Genomic DNA, 16,756 nt, shown 5'->3' with positions numbered 1-16,756 from the left:
TGCAGGGGCATCGGAGTACAAGCAGTCTGGCGAGCAGGCAAACAAAGAGGCCGGAGAACAGTTCTCCGGCCTTCCTATTCTTAGAATCAGTTTTCAGCTAGATCTTCACGCAAACCGCTTTCGTCTCCGTGTAGAGCTCTAGCGCCTCCTTACCCATCTCGCGGCCCCACCCGGACTGCTTGTAGCCGCCGAAGGGCATGGCCGCGTCAAAGACGTTGTAGCAGTTGATCCACACGGTGCCCGCTTTGAGCTTGTTGGCAAGGGAGTGGGCCTTAGCGATGTCCTTGGTCCAGATTCCTGCGGCGAGCCCATAGCTGGTGTTATTGGCTTCGGTGGCGATCTCATCGACGCTCTTGAAAGGCATCGCGGTAACCACCGGCCCGAAGATCTCCTCCTGCACGACTTTCATTTTGGGATTCGTGTTGACCAGAACAGTCGGCTCCACAAAGTAACCACGGTTGCCAACTTTTTTGCCGCCAACTACGGCCTTTGCGCCTTCGTTCAGGCCGGCCTCCATGTAGCCGCACACGCGCCGGAACTGTTCGTCCGACACGAGTGGCCCCATCTGAGTATCGGGATTCATGCCCGGACCTACCCGGATCTTCTTTGCTGACTCCGATATGCCCTCAACCACTTTGTCGAAGATTTTGTCTTCCACAAAGAGACGGGAACCTGCGCAGCAGCATTGTCCGTGGTTGAAGAAGATCGCGTTGGCAGCGCCAGCAGTCGCCTTGTTCACGTCGGCATCGTCGAAGACGATGTTCGGCGACTTGCCGCCCAGCTCCAGCGTTACCTTTTTAAGATTTCCCGCTGCGGCATGAACAATGAGCTTGCCGACTTCGGTTGAGCCGGTAAAGGCGATCTTGTCCACGTCGGGATGCGCTGCCAGCGCGGCGCCAGCCGTTTCGCCGAACCCGGTCACAATGTTCAACACGCCCGGCGGAAGACCAGCCTCCAACGCCAGCTCACCCAATCGCAGAGCGGAGAGCGGAGTCTGCTCGGCGGGTTTCAGAACGATGGTGCATCCGGTCGCGAGCGCAGGTCCCAGTTTCCACGCCGCCATCAGCAGCGGAAAATTCCATGGGATGATCTGTCCAACTACGCCGATGGGCTCGCGTCGGGTGTAGGCGAAGAACGGTCCCGCAACGGGAATCGTGCTGCCCTCGATCTTGGTCGACCATCCCGCCATGTAGCGAAACAGATCCACGGCGAGCGGAACATCGGCAACGCGCGAGACTGAGATTGGTTTGCCGTTGTCGAGGGTTTCGAGTTCTGCGAGTTCTTCGGTGTGTTGTTCGAGCAGGTCGGCGATCTTCCAGATGATGCGACCACGCTCACTGGCTGACATTTTTGCCCACGGACCGGACTCAAAGGCCCGGCGCGCTGCCTTCACGGCGAGGTCAATATCAGCCTTGTCGCCCTCGGCCACTCGGGCCAGCACTTCACCTGTTGCGGGATCGATGGAATCGAAGGTCTTACCCGACGAAGCAGCGACCCACCTGCCGTCGATCAGAAGTTTTCTCGGGGTTGCTAAAAATTGACTGACTGCATCCTGCATCTGCAGCGGAGTTGCTGTTGCCATACTGCCTCCTCAGAAGTGAGGTTGGAAGGAACCTTGGATATTACCACCGGGAGGCGCCACGCGGGGAGGGCAGCCCTGAGAAGAGCGAACACGAAGGACACAAAGTGCTTACGAAAGGCACGAAGTAACGAGAGGTCAAAGTCGTGACCTCTCGCTTTCTGGCCTTCGTGACCTTCGTGTTGTCTTTTGGGGTCAGGCTGCGGCTGTGGCTTTCTTTCTTTGCTCGCGAACACGCTCAACGTTCCGCGTGATGTTCTCAACCTTCTGCTGCGCCTCGGGCGAGCTGGTTAGGAAATCTTCGATTCGTTTCCAGAACATCGGGCTGATGTTCTCGCGCAACGCCGGTAGAAACGGTTTTAGCTTCACGTAGTTGAAGATCATTTCGTTGCAGTTGTCCAGAAACAGATGTTGATCGAGCGCGCCCCGTGCAACGAAAGACATCGCCATGTCCCAATAGGAGGTCACCTGGCGGAAATAAGCGAATTCTTTTCCTCCGGCTGCGAACACTTTGCCGAGCTCTTCGAAACTGTTAGGCCAAAATTCGAATGTCATGAACTTGCGGGCGTCGCGCATCACCGGATCGCAACGCATTTGGTACAGGCGCAAGATAATGTCCACGTCGCCGTGCGTTGCCTTGTTGGTCATACCTGGAGAGAGAGTCTGATCAGCCATTGCGGAACTCCTTTGAAATGGATGGAGGCCGCTATCCTAACCGATTTCAGCTCCGCCGGATGCTCATCTTTGGACTTTTGACTGGTACAAAATTGCCCTAGAGGGCACCCAGACATGAGAAGAGCTATGCGACTGCCACCGGTTCTTTTGTAGCGATCTGCTTGGAGTAATCGCATTTCACTACTGGAGCCGCAGCGGTTTCAGCGGCAGCTTCGCCCTTGGCCTTTGTCGGCTTTTTCTTACGCTTGGGTTGAGGCTCTTCTTCCTCTGCGGCAGTGCGCTTGTTGTTTGGGCACACCAGGAAGGTGCCTGCTTTCAGATTCTTCTCCAGCAGATACGGGCTGCCGCACTCGGGACATTGCTCGGCGACAGGCTTGTACGCCGACGTGAACTCGCAGTTGGGATAGTTCGAGCAGCCGTAGAAGATGTTGCCGCGGCGACGGGCTTTCTTCTCCACCAACTCGCCGTCTTTGCGTCCTTCTGCGGCGCATAGCGGGCAGCTCACTCCAATGAAGTTCTGCTTCACGTACTTGCATTCGGGATATCCGCTGCAGGACACAAACTCGCCATAACGTCCATGACGCAGCACCATGTTGCGACCGCATTTTGGGCAGATCTCCTCGAGCGGAACATCCGGAACCTTCTTGCCCTGATCGAGGCGCCGCGTAGTTTTGCACTCTGGATATCCGGTGCAAGCCATGAATTGACCAAAACGGCCGCGCTTCAGGACCATTGTGCGTCCGCAGTTCTCGCAGTATTCCTCCTGCGTGGTTTCCTGCAGGTCGGCATTCTCGAGATCGGGCAAATCAATTACGTTCTCTTTGGTAAACGTGCAGCTATTGGGATCGTCCTTGTCGTAAGCGCTGCAAGCGAAGAATGACCCGAACTTGCCCCACTTGAGGACGAGCGGAGAGCCGCAGCGCTCGCACTTCTCGTCCGTGGGCTTCTCCATGCGCTTCACATTTTCCATGTGCTTTTGCGCGTACTTCAGGTCCTTCTGGAAGCGCTTGTAGAACTCCGACATCGCGTCGGTCCACTTTTCTTTGCCCTCTTCGATCTCGTCGAGTTCCTCTTCGAGGCGAGCCGTGTACGCCGGATCGAAGATTTCGGCGAAGTTCTTCACCAGCAGATCGGTAACAACCAGGCCGATCTCTGTTGGAATGAACTTGCCGCCAATCTTCTGAACGTACTGGCGCTCCTGGATCGTGCCAATAATCGCCGCATATGTCGATGGACGGCCGATACCACGCTCTTCCAGTTCCTTTACCAACGACGCTTCGTTGTAGCGCGGCGGGGGTTCCGTGAAATGCTGCTCCGGCTTCAATTCCTTCAGCGTAAGCTTCTGACCTTCTTCCAGCGGTGGCAGTTTGTGTTTGAGCGCCTCATCGTCTTCATCTTTGCCCTCTTTCGATTCCTCATAGACCTTGAGGAAGCCCTCGAACTTGAGCACAGAACCGGTTACGCGGAAGTTGTAAGTACGATCGGAGACGGCATCGATGTCAACCGATGTCTGATCGAAGACGGCAGGCAACATCTGTGATGCCACAAAACGCTGCCAAATAAGTTTGTAGACCTTGAACTCATCCTCTTGCAGATACTGCTTTACCGAATCGGGATGACGGAGTGCAGAGGTTGGACGAATCGCTTCGTGCGCTTCCTGCGCGTCCTTCTTCGATTTGTAAATGTTGGGCGACTCCGGGAGAAATTCCTTGCCAAAGTTCGAACCGATGAATTCGCGGACTTCGTCGAGCGCGTCCTGGGCAACACGCGTGGAATCGGTACGCATGTACGTGATCAGGCCCACCGATCCTTCGTCGCCGAGTTCCACGCCTTCATACAAACGTTGCGCAATCATCATGGCGCGCTTCACGCTAAAACGCAGCTTGCGCGAGGCGTCCTGCTGGAATTTGCTTGTAGTGAATGGCGGCGTCGCACTGCGACGGCGTTCCTTCTTCTCAACAGAACGCACGCTCCACTGCGCCTGACGCAGCGCGTTTGTGATCCTTTCGGACTCTTCCCCGTTCGGAACCTCGGTCTTCTCAGCGCCAATTCCGGTGAAGCGCGCATCGAAAGCCGGCGGCTTCGATAAGTGCGCGTCAATCGTCCAGTATTCCTTTTTCTCGAACGCCTTGATGTCGCGCTCGCGTTCCACGATGAGACGCAACGCGACGGTCTGCACGCGACCTGCTGAGAGCCCACGGCGAACCTTGTCCCACAGCAGCGGCGAGATCTGGTAGCCGACGATGCGATCCAACACGCGACGAGTCTGTTGCGCGTCTACTAAGTTCCAGTCGATCTCGCGGGGATGCTCAAACGCAGCCTTGACCGCCTTCGAAGTGATTTCGTTGAAGGTCACACGGTGAATTGGAATGCCGCCACCGCGCTTCTTCTTCGGCTTGGATTCGCCAAGTTCCTCATACAAATGCGCAGCGATGGCTTCGCCTTCTCGGTCAGGATCAGGAGCGAGATAGATCGCCGAGGCGGTTTTCGCCTTCTTCTTCAGGTTCGTCAGAACCTTTTCTTTACCGGGAATGACAATGTACTCGGCCTCGAAGTCGTTATCGAAATCGATACCGATTTTGCTCTTCGGCAGATCTTTAACGTGGCCGAGCGAGGCTTCGACGTCGAAATCCTTGCCGAGATATTTGTTGATCGTTTTCGCCTTGGCCGGCGACTCAACGATGACTAAAGCTTTGGACAATGTTCGTTCCCTTAACGCAAAGTCTGTTGCGAAACTATCACAAGCCGAAACGTACCGGCTAACCGGTCAAAATGTCTTAACGTAATTTTTGCCTGGAAGCGGCTTAATCTTTCCCGCCAGTTCTAGCTCAAACAGTGCGGAAAAAATCTCCGATGAGGAGATCTCTCCCTCCAGCTTTTCAATGATGACATCCAGCTGGGTGGCCTCGTCGGGCTTCAGCAGCGCGTAAATGCGCTTTTCGTGCGGCGACAGTTTCGAATCCGCGAATAGAGATGCTTCAGTAGGCTCGGGGGATTCAACCCGCCAATTTGCTTCGAGTTGCAGCTTCACGTCGGCAGGCAGCTCTTCCCAGACGTCCTCCCATGTCGCAGTGAGCTTAGCGCCTTGCTTTATCAAAGTGTTAGGCCCCCACGAGTTTCTATTGGTGACATTGCCTGGAACTGCAAAAATGTCTCGGCCCTGCTCCAAAGCGCAGCGAGCGGTTATGCGCGTCCCGCTGTATTCGCCAGCTTCTACTACAAGGACGCCCAGGGATAATCCGCTTATAATTCGATTCCGAATCGGGAAGTTCTGCGGTGCCGCGAACGTTCCAACTGGGAACTCAGAAACCAGAGTTCCTCCCGCAGCAACAATTCCCTCTGCGATTCGCCTGTTGTCGCGCGGATACGGAACGTCAATTCCCGTCCCCCAGACCGCGACGGTCTTACCTTTGCCGTTGAGAGCTCCACGATGGGCGTGAGTGTCCACCCCGCGAGCCATGCCGCTGACAATGACCAGCCCGCGCGACGCAAGATCGTTCGATAAACGCTCCGCCATACCCATTCCGTATGGTGTCGGATGACGGGTTCCAACTACGCCCAATCCCGATTCACTCAACAGCTCAGCATTTCCGCGTACGTACAGCACCAGAGGTGGATCGTAGATTTCCTTGAGCCGCGCTGGATAGCGGTGATCCTCGAACGAAATAAGCTCAGCGCTAGCGTCACGCGCCTTCATGAACTCTTCTTCGGCCAGTGAAGAGGACTTACCCAGTGCGATAGATTGCGCCGAAGCCGCTGGTAGTCCCGCCGCCTCAAGCTCAGTGAGAGAGGCAACAAAGACCCGTTCTACGCCGCCAAAGTGTTGGACAAGCCGGTGTCCCCGAATGGGACCCATCCCTGGCGTCAATACCAGCGCGAGCCATTGCAGCGTGGTGACGTCGGGTTGAATTGAGCGGGAGACGGCAGCGGAGTCAGTCATCTGAGCAAACTGGACGCGGAAGATACAGTGAGAAAGGCGCGAGTGTCAAGAAACCAACGGTCATCGGGCCATAAAGAGATCGGGTGATCTGGTCATCGGGTGATCGGGTGAAGTAACAAGCGCATCTCCTAGGTCTTCGCGAACCGTCAACAAGTCAGAAATCAAAATCAAATTCGCCTATCACTTCACCCGATGACCCGATGGCCAGATCACCCGATCCTTCTTTGCCTGTTAGTATTTTTATGAATGTCCTCGCTTCGCGTCTCTGCTATCGGTTACTTAAACACGGCTCCGCTGATGTGGAACTTCGAGCATGGTTCCGGATCACTTGAACTGCGCAAGGACTTCGAAATCGATTACACCATCCCCTCGCGGTGCGCGGAGATGCTGGACAAAGGCGCTGCGGACATCGGGATTATTCCCGTCGCAGCGTACACAGCCATTCCAGGGCTGCGAGTTATTCCCGACGTAGCCATCGCAAGCAGAGGGGCAGTCCGTTCCATCCTTCTGATCAGCCTGCGACCACTGAGCGAAATCCGGAGTGTAGCTCTGGACTCGTCTTCGCGTACTTCGGCTGCCCTGATTCAAGTCTTACTACGGATGCAGAATCGGGAAGTCACCTTTGCTCGCGCTGAACCGAAGCTGGATGCAATGCTAGAGAAACACGACGCGGCTTTGTTGATCGGAGATCCCGCACTACAGGTGGATCGGACGCGATATCAAACCTGGGACTTAGCCGAGGAGTGGCGGAATCTCACAGGAAAGCCTTTTGTCTTTGCGTTTTGGGCAGTCCGCGAGAATGCGGCTCCGGAAGAGGAACTCAGCCGAGTGGCAGACTTGTTCCGCGAATCGCGCGACGAAGGGTTGAAACACATCACGGAAATCGCAGATGAATGGTCATCCAGACTTTCGGTCTCCCAAGAAGCTGTCCGCAGCTATCTGAAAGAGAATATTCACTATTATCTTGACCCAGAGAGCATCTCTGGCATGAAGCTGTTCTTTGACCTTGCGGCCTCCTATGGGATTCTGCCCTCCGCGCCGGAATTGCGGCTGGTCCCAGAGCTCGCTTTCCGCAACTCCACTGGTCAAAGCCGCGTCTAACGAGACAGGTTACATGCGTGTTTTTTGAACTGATCGTCGCGGGAGGAGTGTGGGCAAAGCTGCGTGCGCTCGGTCCCATCGGCGAAATCCTGCTCGGCCTGGCGGATGCGTCTGTTGTTCCAACACCGGGAAGCTTGGATCTGCTGCTAATTCTTCTCGTAGGATCCGCACCGCACAACTGGTGGATTTATGTTCTGGCGGCAACGCTGGGTTCCTCACTCGGCGCTTACATCACTTATCGCATCGGAATCAAGAGCGGAAAAGAAGGCCTAGCGAAACGCATTCCCGAAAAGAAACTGGCGACTATTTACCGCTGGAGTGAGAAATACGGTGTCGGAGCCGTCGCTGTGCCCGCATTCCTGCCGCCACCATTCCCCCTTTCGCCTTTTTTGTTGGCTGCCGGCGTAATGAAAGTTCCCAGAGCTAAGTTCCTTGCCGCATATTCGTCGGGAAGGCTCGTGCGATACGGGGTTGTGGCATGGCTGGGTCGGAGATACGGTCAGTCGATTATTCACGCCATGCAGCAATATTCCCGACCGATCATCTGGACTCTGATCGGTCTTGCCGTGTTGGGAGGAATCGCGGTTGCGGGCTATCTATGGCGCCGGAAACAACAAGGATTACCCATGCTTCATTCGGTCGAAAAGAAAGCCGCGTAAGTCAGCGCCTAGTACGCCCAGCGCAGGAGCGTCGCTCCCACAGTAAATCCGGCTCCCACAGACGCCAGGAGGACAAGGTCACCCTTTTTCAGCTTGCCTTCCTCAAGCGCTGTCTGCATTGCCAAGGGAATTGTGCCTGCTGTCGTGTTGCCGTATTCGCCGATGTTGATGATCACGCGGTCTTCGGACATTCCCAACCGCTCAGCCGTCGCAGTAATAATGCGTTTGTTCGCCTGATGAGGAATGAAAGCGGCTAAGTCAGCCCCGGTGAATCCATTTCGCGTAAGGACTTTTTCCGAGAACTCCGCCATCTTGCGCACCGCGTACTTGAAGACGGCTCCTCCGTCCTGGTGCACGAAGTGCATCTTCTTATCTATAGTTTCGTGCGTTGCCGGATTGAGGCTTCCGCCTCCGGGCATATACAGCGAACATCCGCCAGCCCCATCAACCTCATGCAGAAAGTCGATCAGTCCAACATCCTCACCATCTTTGGCAGGTTCGAGAAGCACCGCGCCCGCGCCATCACCAAAGATCACACAAGTGGCGCGGTCGGTGTAATCGATGACCGCTGACATTACGTCGGCTCCGATCACCAATACCTTTTTATGCGCGCCAGTTTGAATCAGCTGCGCTCCGACCTGCAGCGCGTACACGAACCCGGAACACGCGGCAGACAGGTCGAATCCCCAAGCGCCCGGCGCTCCAAGCTTGTGCTGAATGAGGCAGGCCGTAGATGGAAACAGCATGTCCGGCGTCACTGTGCCGACAATAATGGCCTCAACTTTGGAGGGCGCGACTCCAGCATTGGCGAGCGCTTTCCGAGCAGCCTCGCAGGCGATGTCCGAAGTAGCGACGCCTTTGTCGACGAGATGGCGCTGGCGAATTCCAGTGCGCTCCTGAATCCATTGGTCGTTGGTTTCGACCATTTTTTCGAGGTCTGCGTTGGTCAGAAGTCGGGGAGGAACGTAGGTTCCAAGGGCACTGATCTTGGCCCGCTGAAGCTGTTTCAAACCATTCTCCGGGAGTGAGTCGGCCGCCACAACAGCCCTGACGGTCCGCAAAGCCACGTTAAGGAAGCCAGACACCGGGGAGCCCACTGCACATGCACTGGCCCATTACCGTTGCTTCCTTCCGGACCTGGCGGGGTTCACAGGATTACATCGCGCGGGACCCGGCATCTGACATTTCGATATTAACATCCACGTAAGTTCACATTCTGCACGGCTCTCAGCGCGAGAAGCGCCCTTAGATCACATGGGGAATGGTTGCAGAGATGGTGGAGTAATCGCAGAGTCGCGCAGGCGAGGGGACACAAGCAAACGACGTCCTTAAGGAACTACTTGTCTTGAAACTTCCGGGGTAAACTGAGCCAACCCGATGCCTTCCAACGCGCCAACCATCACGCGCGCAGCGCACCCCGTCATTCAGCGTTTCTTTGATATTTCGCTGTTCTTCCTGCTATTCACCGGCTTCGCCATCCTGGCAGGAACTGGCAAGCTTGATCTGTTATCGCTGCTCTTCGGCATCTCGGCACTTCTGGCAAAGGGTTACCTTCTTGTTCGGAAAATCGATGTAACTCTTCCCGAGCAGTGGACAACTTACTTCACGCTCATCTATCTCGTTTTCTTCGCGCTCGACTACTTCCTGATCTCGCAAACATTCATTGGTTCATTAATTCACATGGTGCTGTTCGCGGCGATGGTGAAGGTCTTTTCGATCCATCGTGACCGGGACTACGTGTACCTGGCTTTGCTGTCGTTTGGGATGGTTCTTGCCGCAGCTGTTCTGACGGTCGACTCTTTGTTCTTCGGCCTGTTCTGTGTCTTTGTGCTGCTTGCGGTGACAACCTTTGTCAGCATGGAAATGCGACGATCCTGGATTGGCGCTTCGGCATCGGCCCCCACCGAAGCGCGTGAACTGCGCGACCTGCGGCGTCTGCCAGGGTCAGTCGTGCGCGCGTGCCTTTTGCTGGTCATCAGTATTGTTTTGGGAACGATCGCACTTTTCTTCCTCATTCCCCGCAAGGCTTCTGCTGGATACCTGAGCGCATTGAGTTCTCGCGGCGATCTTTCTACCGGATTCAGCGAAGAAGTCAGGTTGGGAGAAATTGGACAACTCCAGCAGTCCAACGCAGTGATGATGCACGTTAAGTTCGCGCCCGGCGTGAGGGTTCCTAACGATCTCCGCTGGCGTGGTGTGGCATTCACCACATTCGACGGCAGGCGTTGGAGCACTCCGCATGAGAACATCACCCCAGAACCGATGAACCCCACCTGGGCTCTGGGGCTCGCGGCATCAAACCACCGTCTTTTCGCCGGCAGCGGACAGCGCGTGCGGTACAAGGTATCGCTGGAACCTTTTGGCTCGCGCGTCTTCTTCGTGCTTCCGCAAGCGGAGTCGATCAATGGCAGATATCAAGCGATTCGGATCGACTCTACCGGTTCGATCCTCAATGCCGACAATTCACGGTCAGTTAGTGACTATGTCGTGACATCGGAGATTGCCCCTCCGATGCCGGATCAACTGCCACCCACTCCCGAAGTGGGGCTGAGCGAGATTGTCTATCTGAAGACTCCATCGAATCTCGATCCGCGCATTAGGCAACTGGCCGAGCAGGTAGCGGCGGGTCAGGACACACCATTCCTCAGAGCGGTGGCGATTGAACGATATCTCGCGACCAGCTACAGGTACACGCTACAGCTGCCATCGACGTCGCCGAAGGATCCGGTTGCAAACTTTCTATTTGAACGTAAGGTGGGACATTGCGAGTACTTCGCTTCTTCGATGGCTGTGATGCTCCGCACGCTCGGTATTCCGGCGCGCACTGTGAATGGTTTTCGCGGTGGGGAGTACAACGATGTGACCGGAAGCTACATCGTGCGCGCCAAAGATGCGCATTCATGGGTTGAGGCCTACTTTTCTGGTTATGGCTGGTATACGTTCGATCCCACACCGGCCTCATCCTCTACTTCACCTGATTCCTGGAGCCGACTCTACCTCTACGCAGACGCGATGCGGGAGTTCTGGCACGACTGGGTGGTGAACTACGACCCTGGACACCAGAGTGTCGTGGGTTCGATGCTGGTTCGCCAAAGCCGTCTCCGCCTTGATTTGTTTCGCAACGGCATGCAGTCGCTTTATGAAGGTTCCGTGCGCCGTGCGCGCGCATTGCGAACTCACTTCCAGCAACACCAAGACGCCTGGACCCTGTGGCTCGCTTGTGGACTAACGCTCTCGATGCTTCTCCTAGTTGGGCCAAGAGCGCTGCGGCTAGTTCGCCGGTTGAGGATCACGCAAAAGCCAACACTGGAGCCACACACAGCGGCGACGATCTGGTACACGCGTCTGCTCAAGCTGTTGTCGCGCCGGGGCATACGAAAGCCTCCCTCGCAGACTCCGCAGGAGTTCCTGGAAGCCCTCCGTTCTCACCCTGCCCGCGAGCCGGCGGCGCGATTCACCGCGCATTACGAGCGCGCGAGATTCGGCCATTCTGCAGATGACGCAGAGAAGCTTCCGGAGCTGTACCGCGAAGTGGAAGCCGTCTCAAAGGAGAAGTGACGGGGGTGGCGTGTGGCCATGCAGCCCGGAATGGTAAAATAAAGAGATTGCATGCCAGTAGAAGTTTCCTCTGAGAACCCTCCGGCTATTTCAAATAGCTCCAACTCGAGTTCCTCTAAACCTGCGAAGAAGATCGGCTTTGTCAGCTTAGGCTGTCCGAAGAACCTGGTCGACAGCGAGGTGATGATGGGGCTCTTGAATCAGGCGGGAGCTGAGATTACCACTCGCGCCGACGAAGCCGACATCATCGTCGTAAACACGTGTTCGTTCATCGATTCTGCGAAACAGGAATCGGTGGACACCATTCTCGAGATGGCGCAACACAAAGCGTCCGGAAGAGCGCAAAAGCTGATCGTTGCGGGCTGCCTGGTAGAACGGTACCGCTCTGAGATCCAGAAGAACATTCCCGAGGTCGATGCAGTGGTTGGCACGGGAGAGCTTGAGCGGATCATCGAAGCCGCGGGCATCGCGCCTGCTCCGTTTGCCGAGACACAAGAGAACTCACTCTTCAAGATTCTGATCGATCGCGCCCCAAGTGCCGTCAAGGAGCATTCGCGGCCCGAAGGCACGGCTCGCCGGAGCAATGGACGCTTTTCACGTGCCGATTGGGACGGCGCGATCTCCGATCTTCCAAACTATCTGTACGACGACAGCACTCCCCGGCTCCTTGCGACCGGGAAGACATCGGCGTACCTGAAAATCGCTGAGGGTTGCGACCATCCGTGCAGCTTCTGCATTATTCCGCAGCTCCGCGGAATGTTTCGCTCGCGCCACTTCGAATCGGTGATCGCTGAGGCACGCCGCCTCACCGCCAACGGCGTGAGGGAATTGACTCTCATTGGGCAGGACACGACCTGCTACGGGGAAGATCTGGGAATAAAGGACGGTCTGGCACTGCTGCTGGCTCGTCTTGCAGAGATTGAGGAGCTTCGCTGGATTCGGTTCCTGTATGCGTATCCCAACAAAATCACAGGCAGGTTACTTGAAACCATCGCAGCTCACGAAAAGATTTGCTCCTACATGGACGTTCCTCTGCAACACGCTTCCGCCTCGACGCTAAAGCGCATGAAGCGAGGGGCCGGAGCCGATATCTTTTTAAAAAGCATCGAAAAGATGCGACGGATGATTCCCAATCTGACACTTAGAACTTCCTTTATCGTTGGATTCCCAGGCGAGACGGAGCCTGAGTTCGCGGAGCTGTGCGACTTTGTCCGAGCTGCAGAGTTTGACTGGATGGGAGTATTCGGCTACTCCGACGAGGATGGCGCTGCGGCTTTCAAATTGCACGATAAAGTTCCTGGCACGGAAATCGAGCGCCGCCGCAAGAAGCTGATGGGGATTCAGCAAAGCATCAGCAGGAAAAAGAAGAAGCAACTGATCGGCCGCGAATTCGATCTCCTGGTAGAAGGCGCTTCCGAGGAGACTGCCTTGCTCTGGGAGGGCCGAACTCCGATGCACGCTCCCGAGATTGATGGCAAGGTCTTCATCAACGACTTCGGATCTCATGAATCTCTCGCGCGCGGAGAGTTCTATCGCTGCGAGATCACTGAAGCCCACGACTATGACCTTGTGGCGCGCATAATATAAGTATGGCCGGCAAGAAAGCTCTCAGTCTGCGCTGCCCAACCTGTAAGAACGTCGTTCTGCGTTCAGACGAGTACTTTCCTTTCTGCAGCGATCGTTGTCGGCTGATCGATCTTGGTAAGTGGGCGAGTGGCGGCTACCGAATCAGCTCCCCTGTGCTCGATCCCGAGCTACTCGAAGAAGTCGAGCAACGGCCGCATTCCACGCAAGATCAAGATGAGCATAAGCGCCATTAGGCCGGAATCACTCACTGCGAGAACTAGATGGGCCTGGATCGCAGCCACTTTCTTCGGGATCGGGCGACTCCCTGGAGGCGCGGGCACATGGGCGTCAATAGCGACCGTACTCCTCTGGTGGACGTTGTCCGGTCTGATCTCGAACAGTCATCCATCCGTTATCGCGGCTGTCATCACATGCACAGTCACCGTGATCGGTATCCGTGCGAGCACTCTCGTCGCTCGAGAGAGCGGGATCAAAGATCCGGGCTTCGTTGTGATCGATGAAGTCGCCGGACAGATGATTCCGCTCATCATCGCGCCGCTGCGTTGGAAATATCTCCTAGCGAGCCTTATACTTTTTCGTTGCTTCGATATTTTGAAGCCGCCACCGTTGCGAGCACTTGAGCGCCTACCGGAGGGTATCGGTATCATGCTCGACGACGTTGGAGCCGGCATTTACGCGGCTCTGGTTTTAATTGCCTTAACGAAGTTCTGGCCAGCATTCTAAAAAGGGCGGTTCCGTTGAAGCACGCGATGGACCGGACTGTGCCACTATGGGAATCTCAGAGCGTTTGCGGGGAAAGCACAGCTTGAACGGGAAGCCGCATATTACATCTGTCACTCCAGAGTTCGCGCTTCCCGGAGGCGAAGTACGCATATCGGGAACCGGATTGCGTCCTCAAGAGATGCGTCGCCCCCGGGTACGCTTCGGTGACGAACCAGGCGGTGTGGTGATCTCGTCCGACGATTTTGTAGTCGCCAGGGTTCCCGACGGCGCCAACTCCGGCCCTGTAGTCGTAATTCCAGATGAGGCAACCAGCAACGGCTTCGATCTGAAGGTTGCTGTACCCATCGCGGAAAACCTTCATCCCGTGACTAATCCAGCGCTCGATCACGAAGGCAATCTCTTCGTGACCTTCTCCGGATCTCGCGGACAAAAAGTACCTGTCTCGATTTACAAGATCGACACCAGCTATCACGTAAAACCATTCCTCTCTGAGTTGATGAACGCGCATGGCGTTGCATTCGATCGCGAAGGACAGATGTACGTCTCGTCGCGGCAGAATGGCACCGTCTATCGTGTGGCTCCGAACGGAACGATGTCAGCCTATGCTGAAGGAATGGGAGTAGCGACCGGTATTGCTTTTGATCGCGAACAGAACCTGTATGTTGGCGACCGAAGCGGCACGATATTTAAGATCGCCCGCGATCGCCAGACATTCGTTTTTTCCACGCTGGAACCCAGCGTCTCCGCCTATCATCTGGCCTTTGGTCCAGATCAAAGCCTTTATGTCAGCGGCCCCACAACGTCGAGCTACGACGCAATTTATCGCATCGATCCCCACGGCGACAGCTCGGTGTTTTTCCGCGGCCTCGGACGTCCTCAGGGAATGGCTTTCGACGCCGCCGGAAACCTCTACGTCACAGGGTCATTCGCTGGTAAGCGCGGGATTGTGCGCATTACTCCGGACAAACAAGCAACCCTCTGCGTCTCGGGTCAGAATCTCGTTGGCTTGTGCTTCGCGCCTGGCCGCGCTGCCGTTCTTGCCACTACGTCAGCTGTGTTCCATCTGTCGTGGAACATCCAAGGGCTTCCTCTTCTGCCCTGATTGAGCCGGAACTTCCGAAAGCTATACTGCCAAAGTGAACGCTGAGATCGTAGCCGTTGGCTCGGAGTTACTGACTCCATTTCGCCAAGACACAAATTCTCTTTTTCTGACCGAAAGACTGAATGAACTCGGCGTGGAAGTTCGCTTCAAAACGGTGGTGGGCGACTCACGCGCCGATCTGGTTGCAGTCGCGCGCACTGCCATCGCTCGCGCGAGCATTGTGATCTTCATGGGAGGCCTTGGCCCCACCGAAGACGATCTCACCCGGGAGTCCGTTGCCGAGGCGCTTGGGATCGAGGTGCATCGTGATCCTCAAATCATCACTGAGCTGTATAAGCGGTTTGCGGAACGTCGTATGAAGATGCCGGAGAACAACACTCGGCAGGCAGATGTCTTGGATGGAGCTATTCTCCTGCGCAACGCGAATGGAACTGCGCCCGCACAATGGTTGCAGACTAACTGGGACGGTGACCGTCGCTACGTCATGCTTCTTCCTGGTCCACCACACGAACTCAAACCGCTTTTCGATACTCAGTGTTTCCCCAGACTGAAAGAAGTGCTTCCCCCGCAATTCATATCGAAGCGCGTTCTAAAAATTGCCATGGGTGAGTCGGCATGTGATGCTCGCATTGCACCCATCTATACAAAAGTTCCTGAGGTGCAGACCACAATCCTTGCCCATGGTGGCGAAGTCGAAGTTCACCTCCAGAGCCGCGCAGGTACGCAGGAGCAAGCTGAGCATCAGGTTGAAGAACTAGCCGACAAGCTCGAGGAAGAACTAGACGACTCTGTCATCTCCAGCGGCGGTGAGTCGATCGAACAGATTGTCGGCTATTTTCTGCAGATGCGCGGCGAGACACTCGCTGTGGCTGAGTCCTGTACCGGCGGGATGATGTCCGAACGCATCACATCAGTTCCGGGCAGCTCCCGCTACTTTCTCGGCGGAGCCGTCGTGTATTCGAACGAGTTGAAAACCAAGTTGGCCGGAGTTCCTGCAAAGTTGATCGCAGAACACGGCGCCGTGAGCCGTGAGGTCGCGCTCGCTTTAGCGGAAGGGATCCGCGAGCGAACCAAAGCGACTTTCGGAGTTGGAATAACCGGCATTGCAGGTCCAAGTGGTGGCACTCCCGAGAAGCCCGTCGGTCTCGTGTACATCGCGATTTCCGATGGCAAGGAGCACGAGGTAGTTGAGCGAAGACTGCCGGCAGACCGTGAACGCATCCGGCTCTGGGCAAGCTTCATCGGACTCGATCTCGTCCGCCGAAAGCTCATCTGAGATGCGCTTGTTTGTTGCAATCGAGATTTCCGCTGATATTCGGCGGCGCATCACTGAGTTCATGAACCGCACGCAGCCACAATTGACCAATGCTCGCTGGGTCCGGCCAGAAGGACTGCATATCACCCTGAAGTTTCTCGGCAATGTCGCCGACCAGCAAGGCGGCGCGATTGAAGCAGCGTTGCGGGGAATTGAGGCGCCGCAGTTCGAAGTATCTCTACAGAACATCGGTGTCTTTCCCAATCCGAGATCACCGCGTGTGTTGTGGGTCGGCATTGAGTCCGGCCCAGACTTGTGCAGCCTGGCGAGAACCGTGGATGACACATTAGCCCCTCTGGGCTTCGAGCGTGAGAAACGTGCCTTCGCTCCTCATGCGACGCTGGCGCGCTTCAAAGAAGGAAGCAGGACCCAAAATGTGAGCTCAGCACTGCCGGAGTCGAACCCGAGCTTCGGTACAATGAGCGCGACGGAATTTCACTTGTATGAAAGCAAACTTTCGCCGAAGGGTGCCTCTTACACCAAGTTAGCCAGGTTCGCGCTCATATAGAGTCGAGCT

General features: G+C 55.9%; 13 protein-coding genes and 1 other RNA gene. 8 read left to right on the top strand and 6 right to left on the bottom strand.

The genetic code is table 11. From position 1 onward, the window contains the following. Positions 1-97: 97 nt before the first annotated feature. The 4 genes from VNX88_03235 to dprA all read right to left on the bottom strand — a co-directional run bounded on the left by VNX88_03235 (position 98) and on the right by dprA (position 6,194). Positions 98-1,582 carry an aldehyde dehydrogenase family protein gene (locus VNX88_03235; GenBank protein ID HWY67649.1) on the bottom strand — a complete coding sequence of 495 codons (1,485 nt, stop codon included), beginning with the start codon at positions 1,580-1,582 and terminating at the stop codon, positions 98-100. Between the two features lie 192 nt (positions 1,583-1,774). Next, positions 1,775-2,254 carry a hypothetical protein gene (locus VNX88_03230; GenBank protein ID HWY67648.1) on the bottom strand — a complete coding sequence of 160 codons (480 nt, stop codon included), beginning with the start codon at positions 2,252-2,254 and terminating at the stop codon, positions 1,775-1,777. Between the two features lie 124 nt (positions 2,255-2,378). Then, entirely contained in the window at positions 2,379-4,955 is a 2,577-nt protein-coding gene (gene topA / locus VNX88_03225; protein ID HWY67647.1) for a type I DNA topoisomerase, read from the bottom strand. A gap of 66 nt (positions 4,956-5,021) precedes the next feature. After that, positions 5,022-6,194, bottom strand: coding sequence for a DNA-processing protein DprA (gene dprA, locus VNX88_03220; protein ID HWY67646.1), 1,173 nt, complete (start codon positions 6,192-6,194; stop codon positions 5,022-5,024). Between the two features lie 246 nt (positions 6,195-6,440). On the opposite strand from dprA, the gene VNX88_03215 reads away from it, so the two are divergent. Continuing rightward, a complete protein-coding gene (locus VNX88_03215; GenBank protein ID HWY67645.1) occupies positions 6,441-7,295 on the top strand; it encodes a menaquinone biosynthesis protein in 855 nt (284 codons plus the stop codon). A 17-nt stretch (positions 7,296-7,312) separates the two neighbouring features. After that, complete coding sequence (locus VNX88_03210) at positions 7,313-7,954, top strand: VTT domain-containing protein (GenBank protein HWY67644.1); 642 nt, start codon at positions 7,313-7,315, stop codon at positions 7,952-7,954. 8 nt (positions 7,955-7,962) lie between these two features. On the opposite strand, the gene VNX88_03205 is transcribed toward VNX88_03210, so the two are convergent. Together VNX88_03205 and ffs are read right to left on the bottom strand one after the other, a co-directional pair. Beyond that, complete coding sequence (locus VNX88_03205; GenBank protein ID HWY67643.1) at positions 7,963-8,964, bottom strand: beta-ketoacyl-ACP synthase III; 1,002 nt, start codon at positions 8,962-8,964, stop codon at positions 7,963-7,965. A gap of 69 nt (positions 8,965-9,033) precedes the next feature. Further along, positions 9,034-9,131, bottom strand: an RNA gene (gene ffs / locus VNX88_03200) — signal recognition particle sRNA small type. Between the two features lie 200 nt (positions 9,132-9,331). On the opposite strand from ffs, the gene VNX88_03195 reads away from it, so the two are divergent. The 6 genes from VNX88_03195 to thpR all read left to right on the top strand — a co-directional run bounded on the left by VNX88_03195 (position 9,332) and on the right by thpR (position 16,747). Beyond that, positions 9,332-11,512, top strand: coding sequence for a DUF3488 and transglutaminase-like domain-containing protein (locus VNX88_03195; protein HWY67642.1), 2,181 nt, complete (start codon positions 9,332-9,334; stop codon positions 11,510-11,512). Between the two features lie 51 nt (positions 11,513-11,563). Beyond that, positions 11,564-13,099 carry a 30S ribosomal protein S12 methylthiotransferase RimO gene (rimO, locus tag VNX88_03190; protein HWY67641.1) on the top strand — a complete coding sequence of 512 codons (1,536 nt, stop codon included), beginning with the start codon at positions 11,564-11,566 and terminating at the stop codon, positions 13,097-13,099. Positions 13,100-13,225: 126 nt separating this feature from the next. Next, the gene (locus tag VNX88_03185) at positions 13,226-13,822 is read left to right on the top strand and encodes a phosphatidylglycerophosphatase A (protein HWY67640.1); all 597 of its coding nucleotides are present in this window, start codon (positions 13,226-13,228) and stop codon (positions 13,820-13,822) included. A 46-nt stretch (positions 13,823-13,868) separates the two neighbouring features. Beyond that, on the top strand, positions 13,869-14,924 hold the full coding sequence (locus VNX88_03180; protein HWY67639.1) for an IPT/TIG domain-containing protein: 1,056 nt from the start codon (positions 13,869-13,871) through the stop codon (positions 14,922-14,924). Positions 14,925-14,958: 34 nt separating this feature from the next. Beyond that, entirely contained in the window at positions 14,959-16,200 is a 1,242-nt protein-coding gene (locus tag VNX88_03175) for a competence/damage-inducible protein A (protein HWY67638.1), read from the top strand. A gap of 7 nt (positions 16,201-16,207) precedes the next feature. Next, on the top strand, positions 16,208-16,747 hold the full coding sequence (gene thpR, locus VNX88_03170) for an RNA 2',3'-cyclic phosphodiesterase (protein ID HWY67637.1): 540 nt from the start codon (positions 16,208-16,210) through the stop codon (positions 16,745-16,747). Positions 16,748-16,756: the final 9 nt, after the last annotated feature.

It is taken from the genome of Terriglobales bacterium (genome assembly GCA_035567895.1).
In the GTDB taxonomy this organism is placed as follows: Bacteria; Acidobacteriota; Terriglobia; order Terriglobales; family Acidobacteriaceae; genus Gp1-AA112.
This window is presented reverse-complemented; position numbering and strand designations above follow the sequence as displayed.

Bases quoted from the DNA above. Each gene is read 5' to 3' on its own strand.
- VNX88_03235 (HWY67649.1), bottom strand. From the start codon at position 1,582: ATGGCAACAGCAACTCCGCTGCAGATGCAGGATGCAGTCAGTCAATTT.
- VNX88_03230 (HWY67648.1), bottom strand. From the start codon at position 2,254: ATGGCTGATCAGACTCTCTCTCCAGGTATGACCAACAAGGCAACGCAC.
- dprA (HWY67646.1), bottom strand. From the start codon at position 6,194: ATGACTGACTCCGCTGCCGTCTCCCGCTCAATTCAACCCGACGTCACC.
- VNX88_03215 (HWY67645.1), top strand. From the start codon at position 6,441: ATGTCCTCGCTTCGCGTCTCTGCTATCGGTTACTTAAACACGGCTCCG.
- VNX88_03195 (HWY67642.1), top strand. From the start codon at position 9,332: ATGCCTTCCAACGCGCCAACCATCACGCGCGCAGCGCACCCCGTCATT.
- rimO (HWY67641.1), top strand. From the start codon at position 11,564: ATGCCAGTAGAAGTTTCCTCTGAGAACCCTCCGGCTATTTCAAATAGC.
- VNX88_03180 (HWY67639.1), top strand. From the start codon at position 13,869: ATGGGAATCTCAGAGCGTTTGCGGGGAAAGCACAGCTTGAACGGGAAG.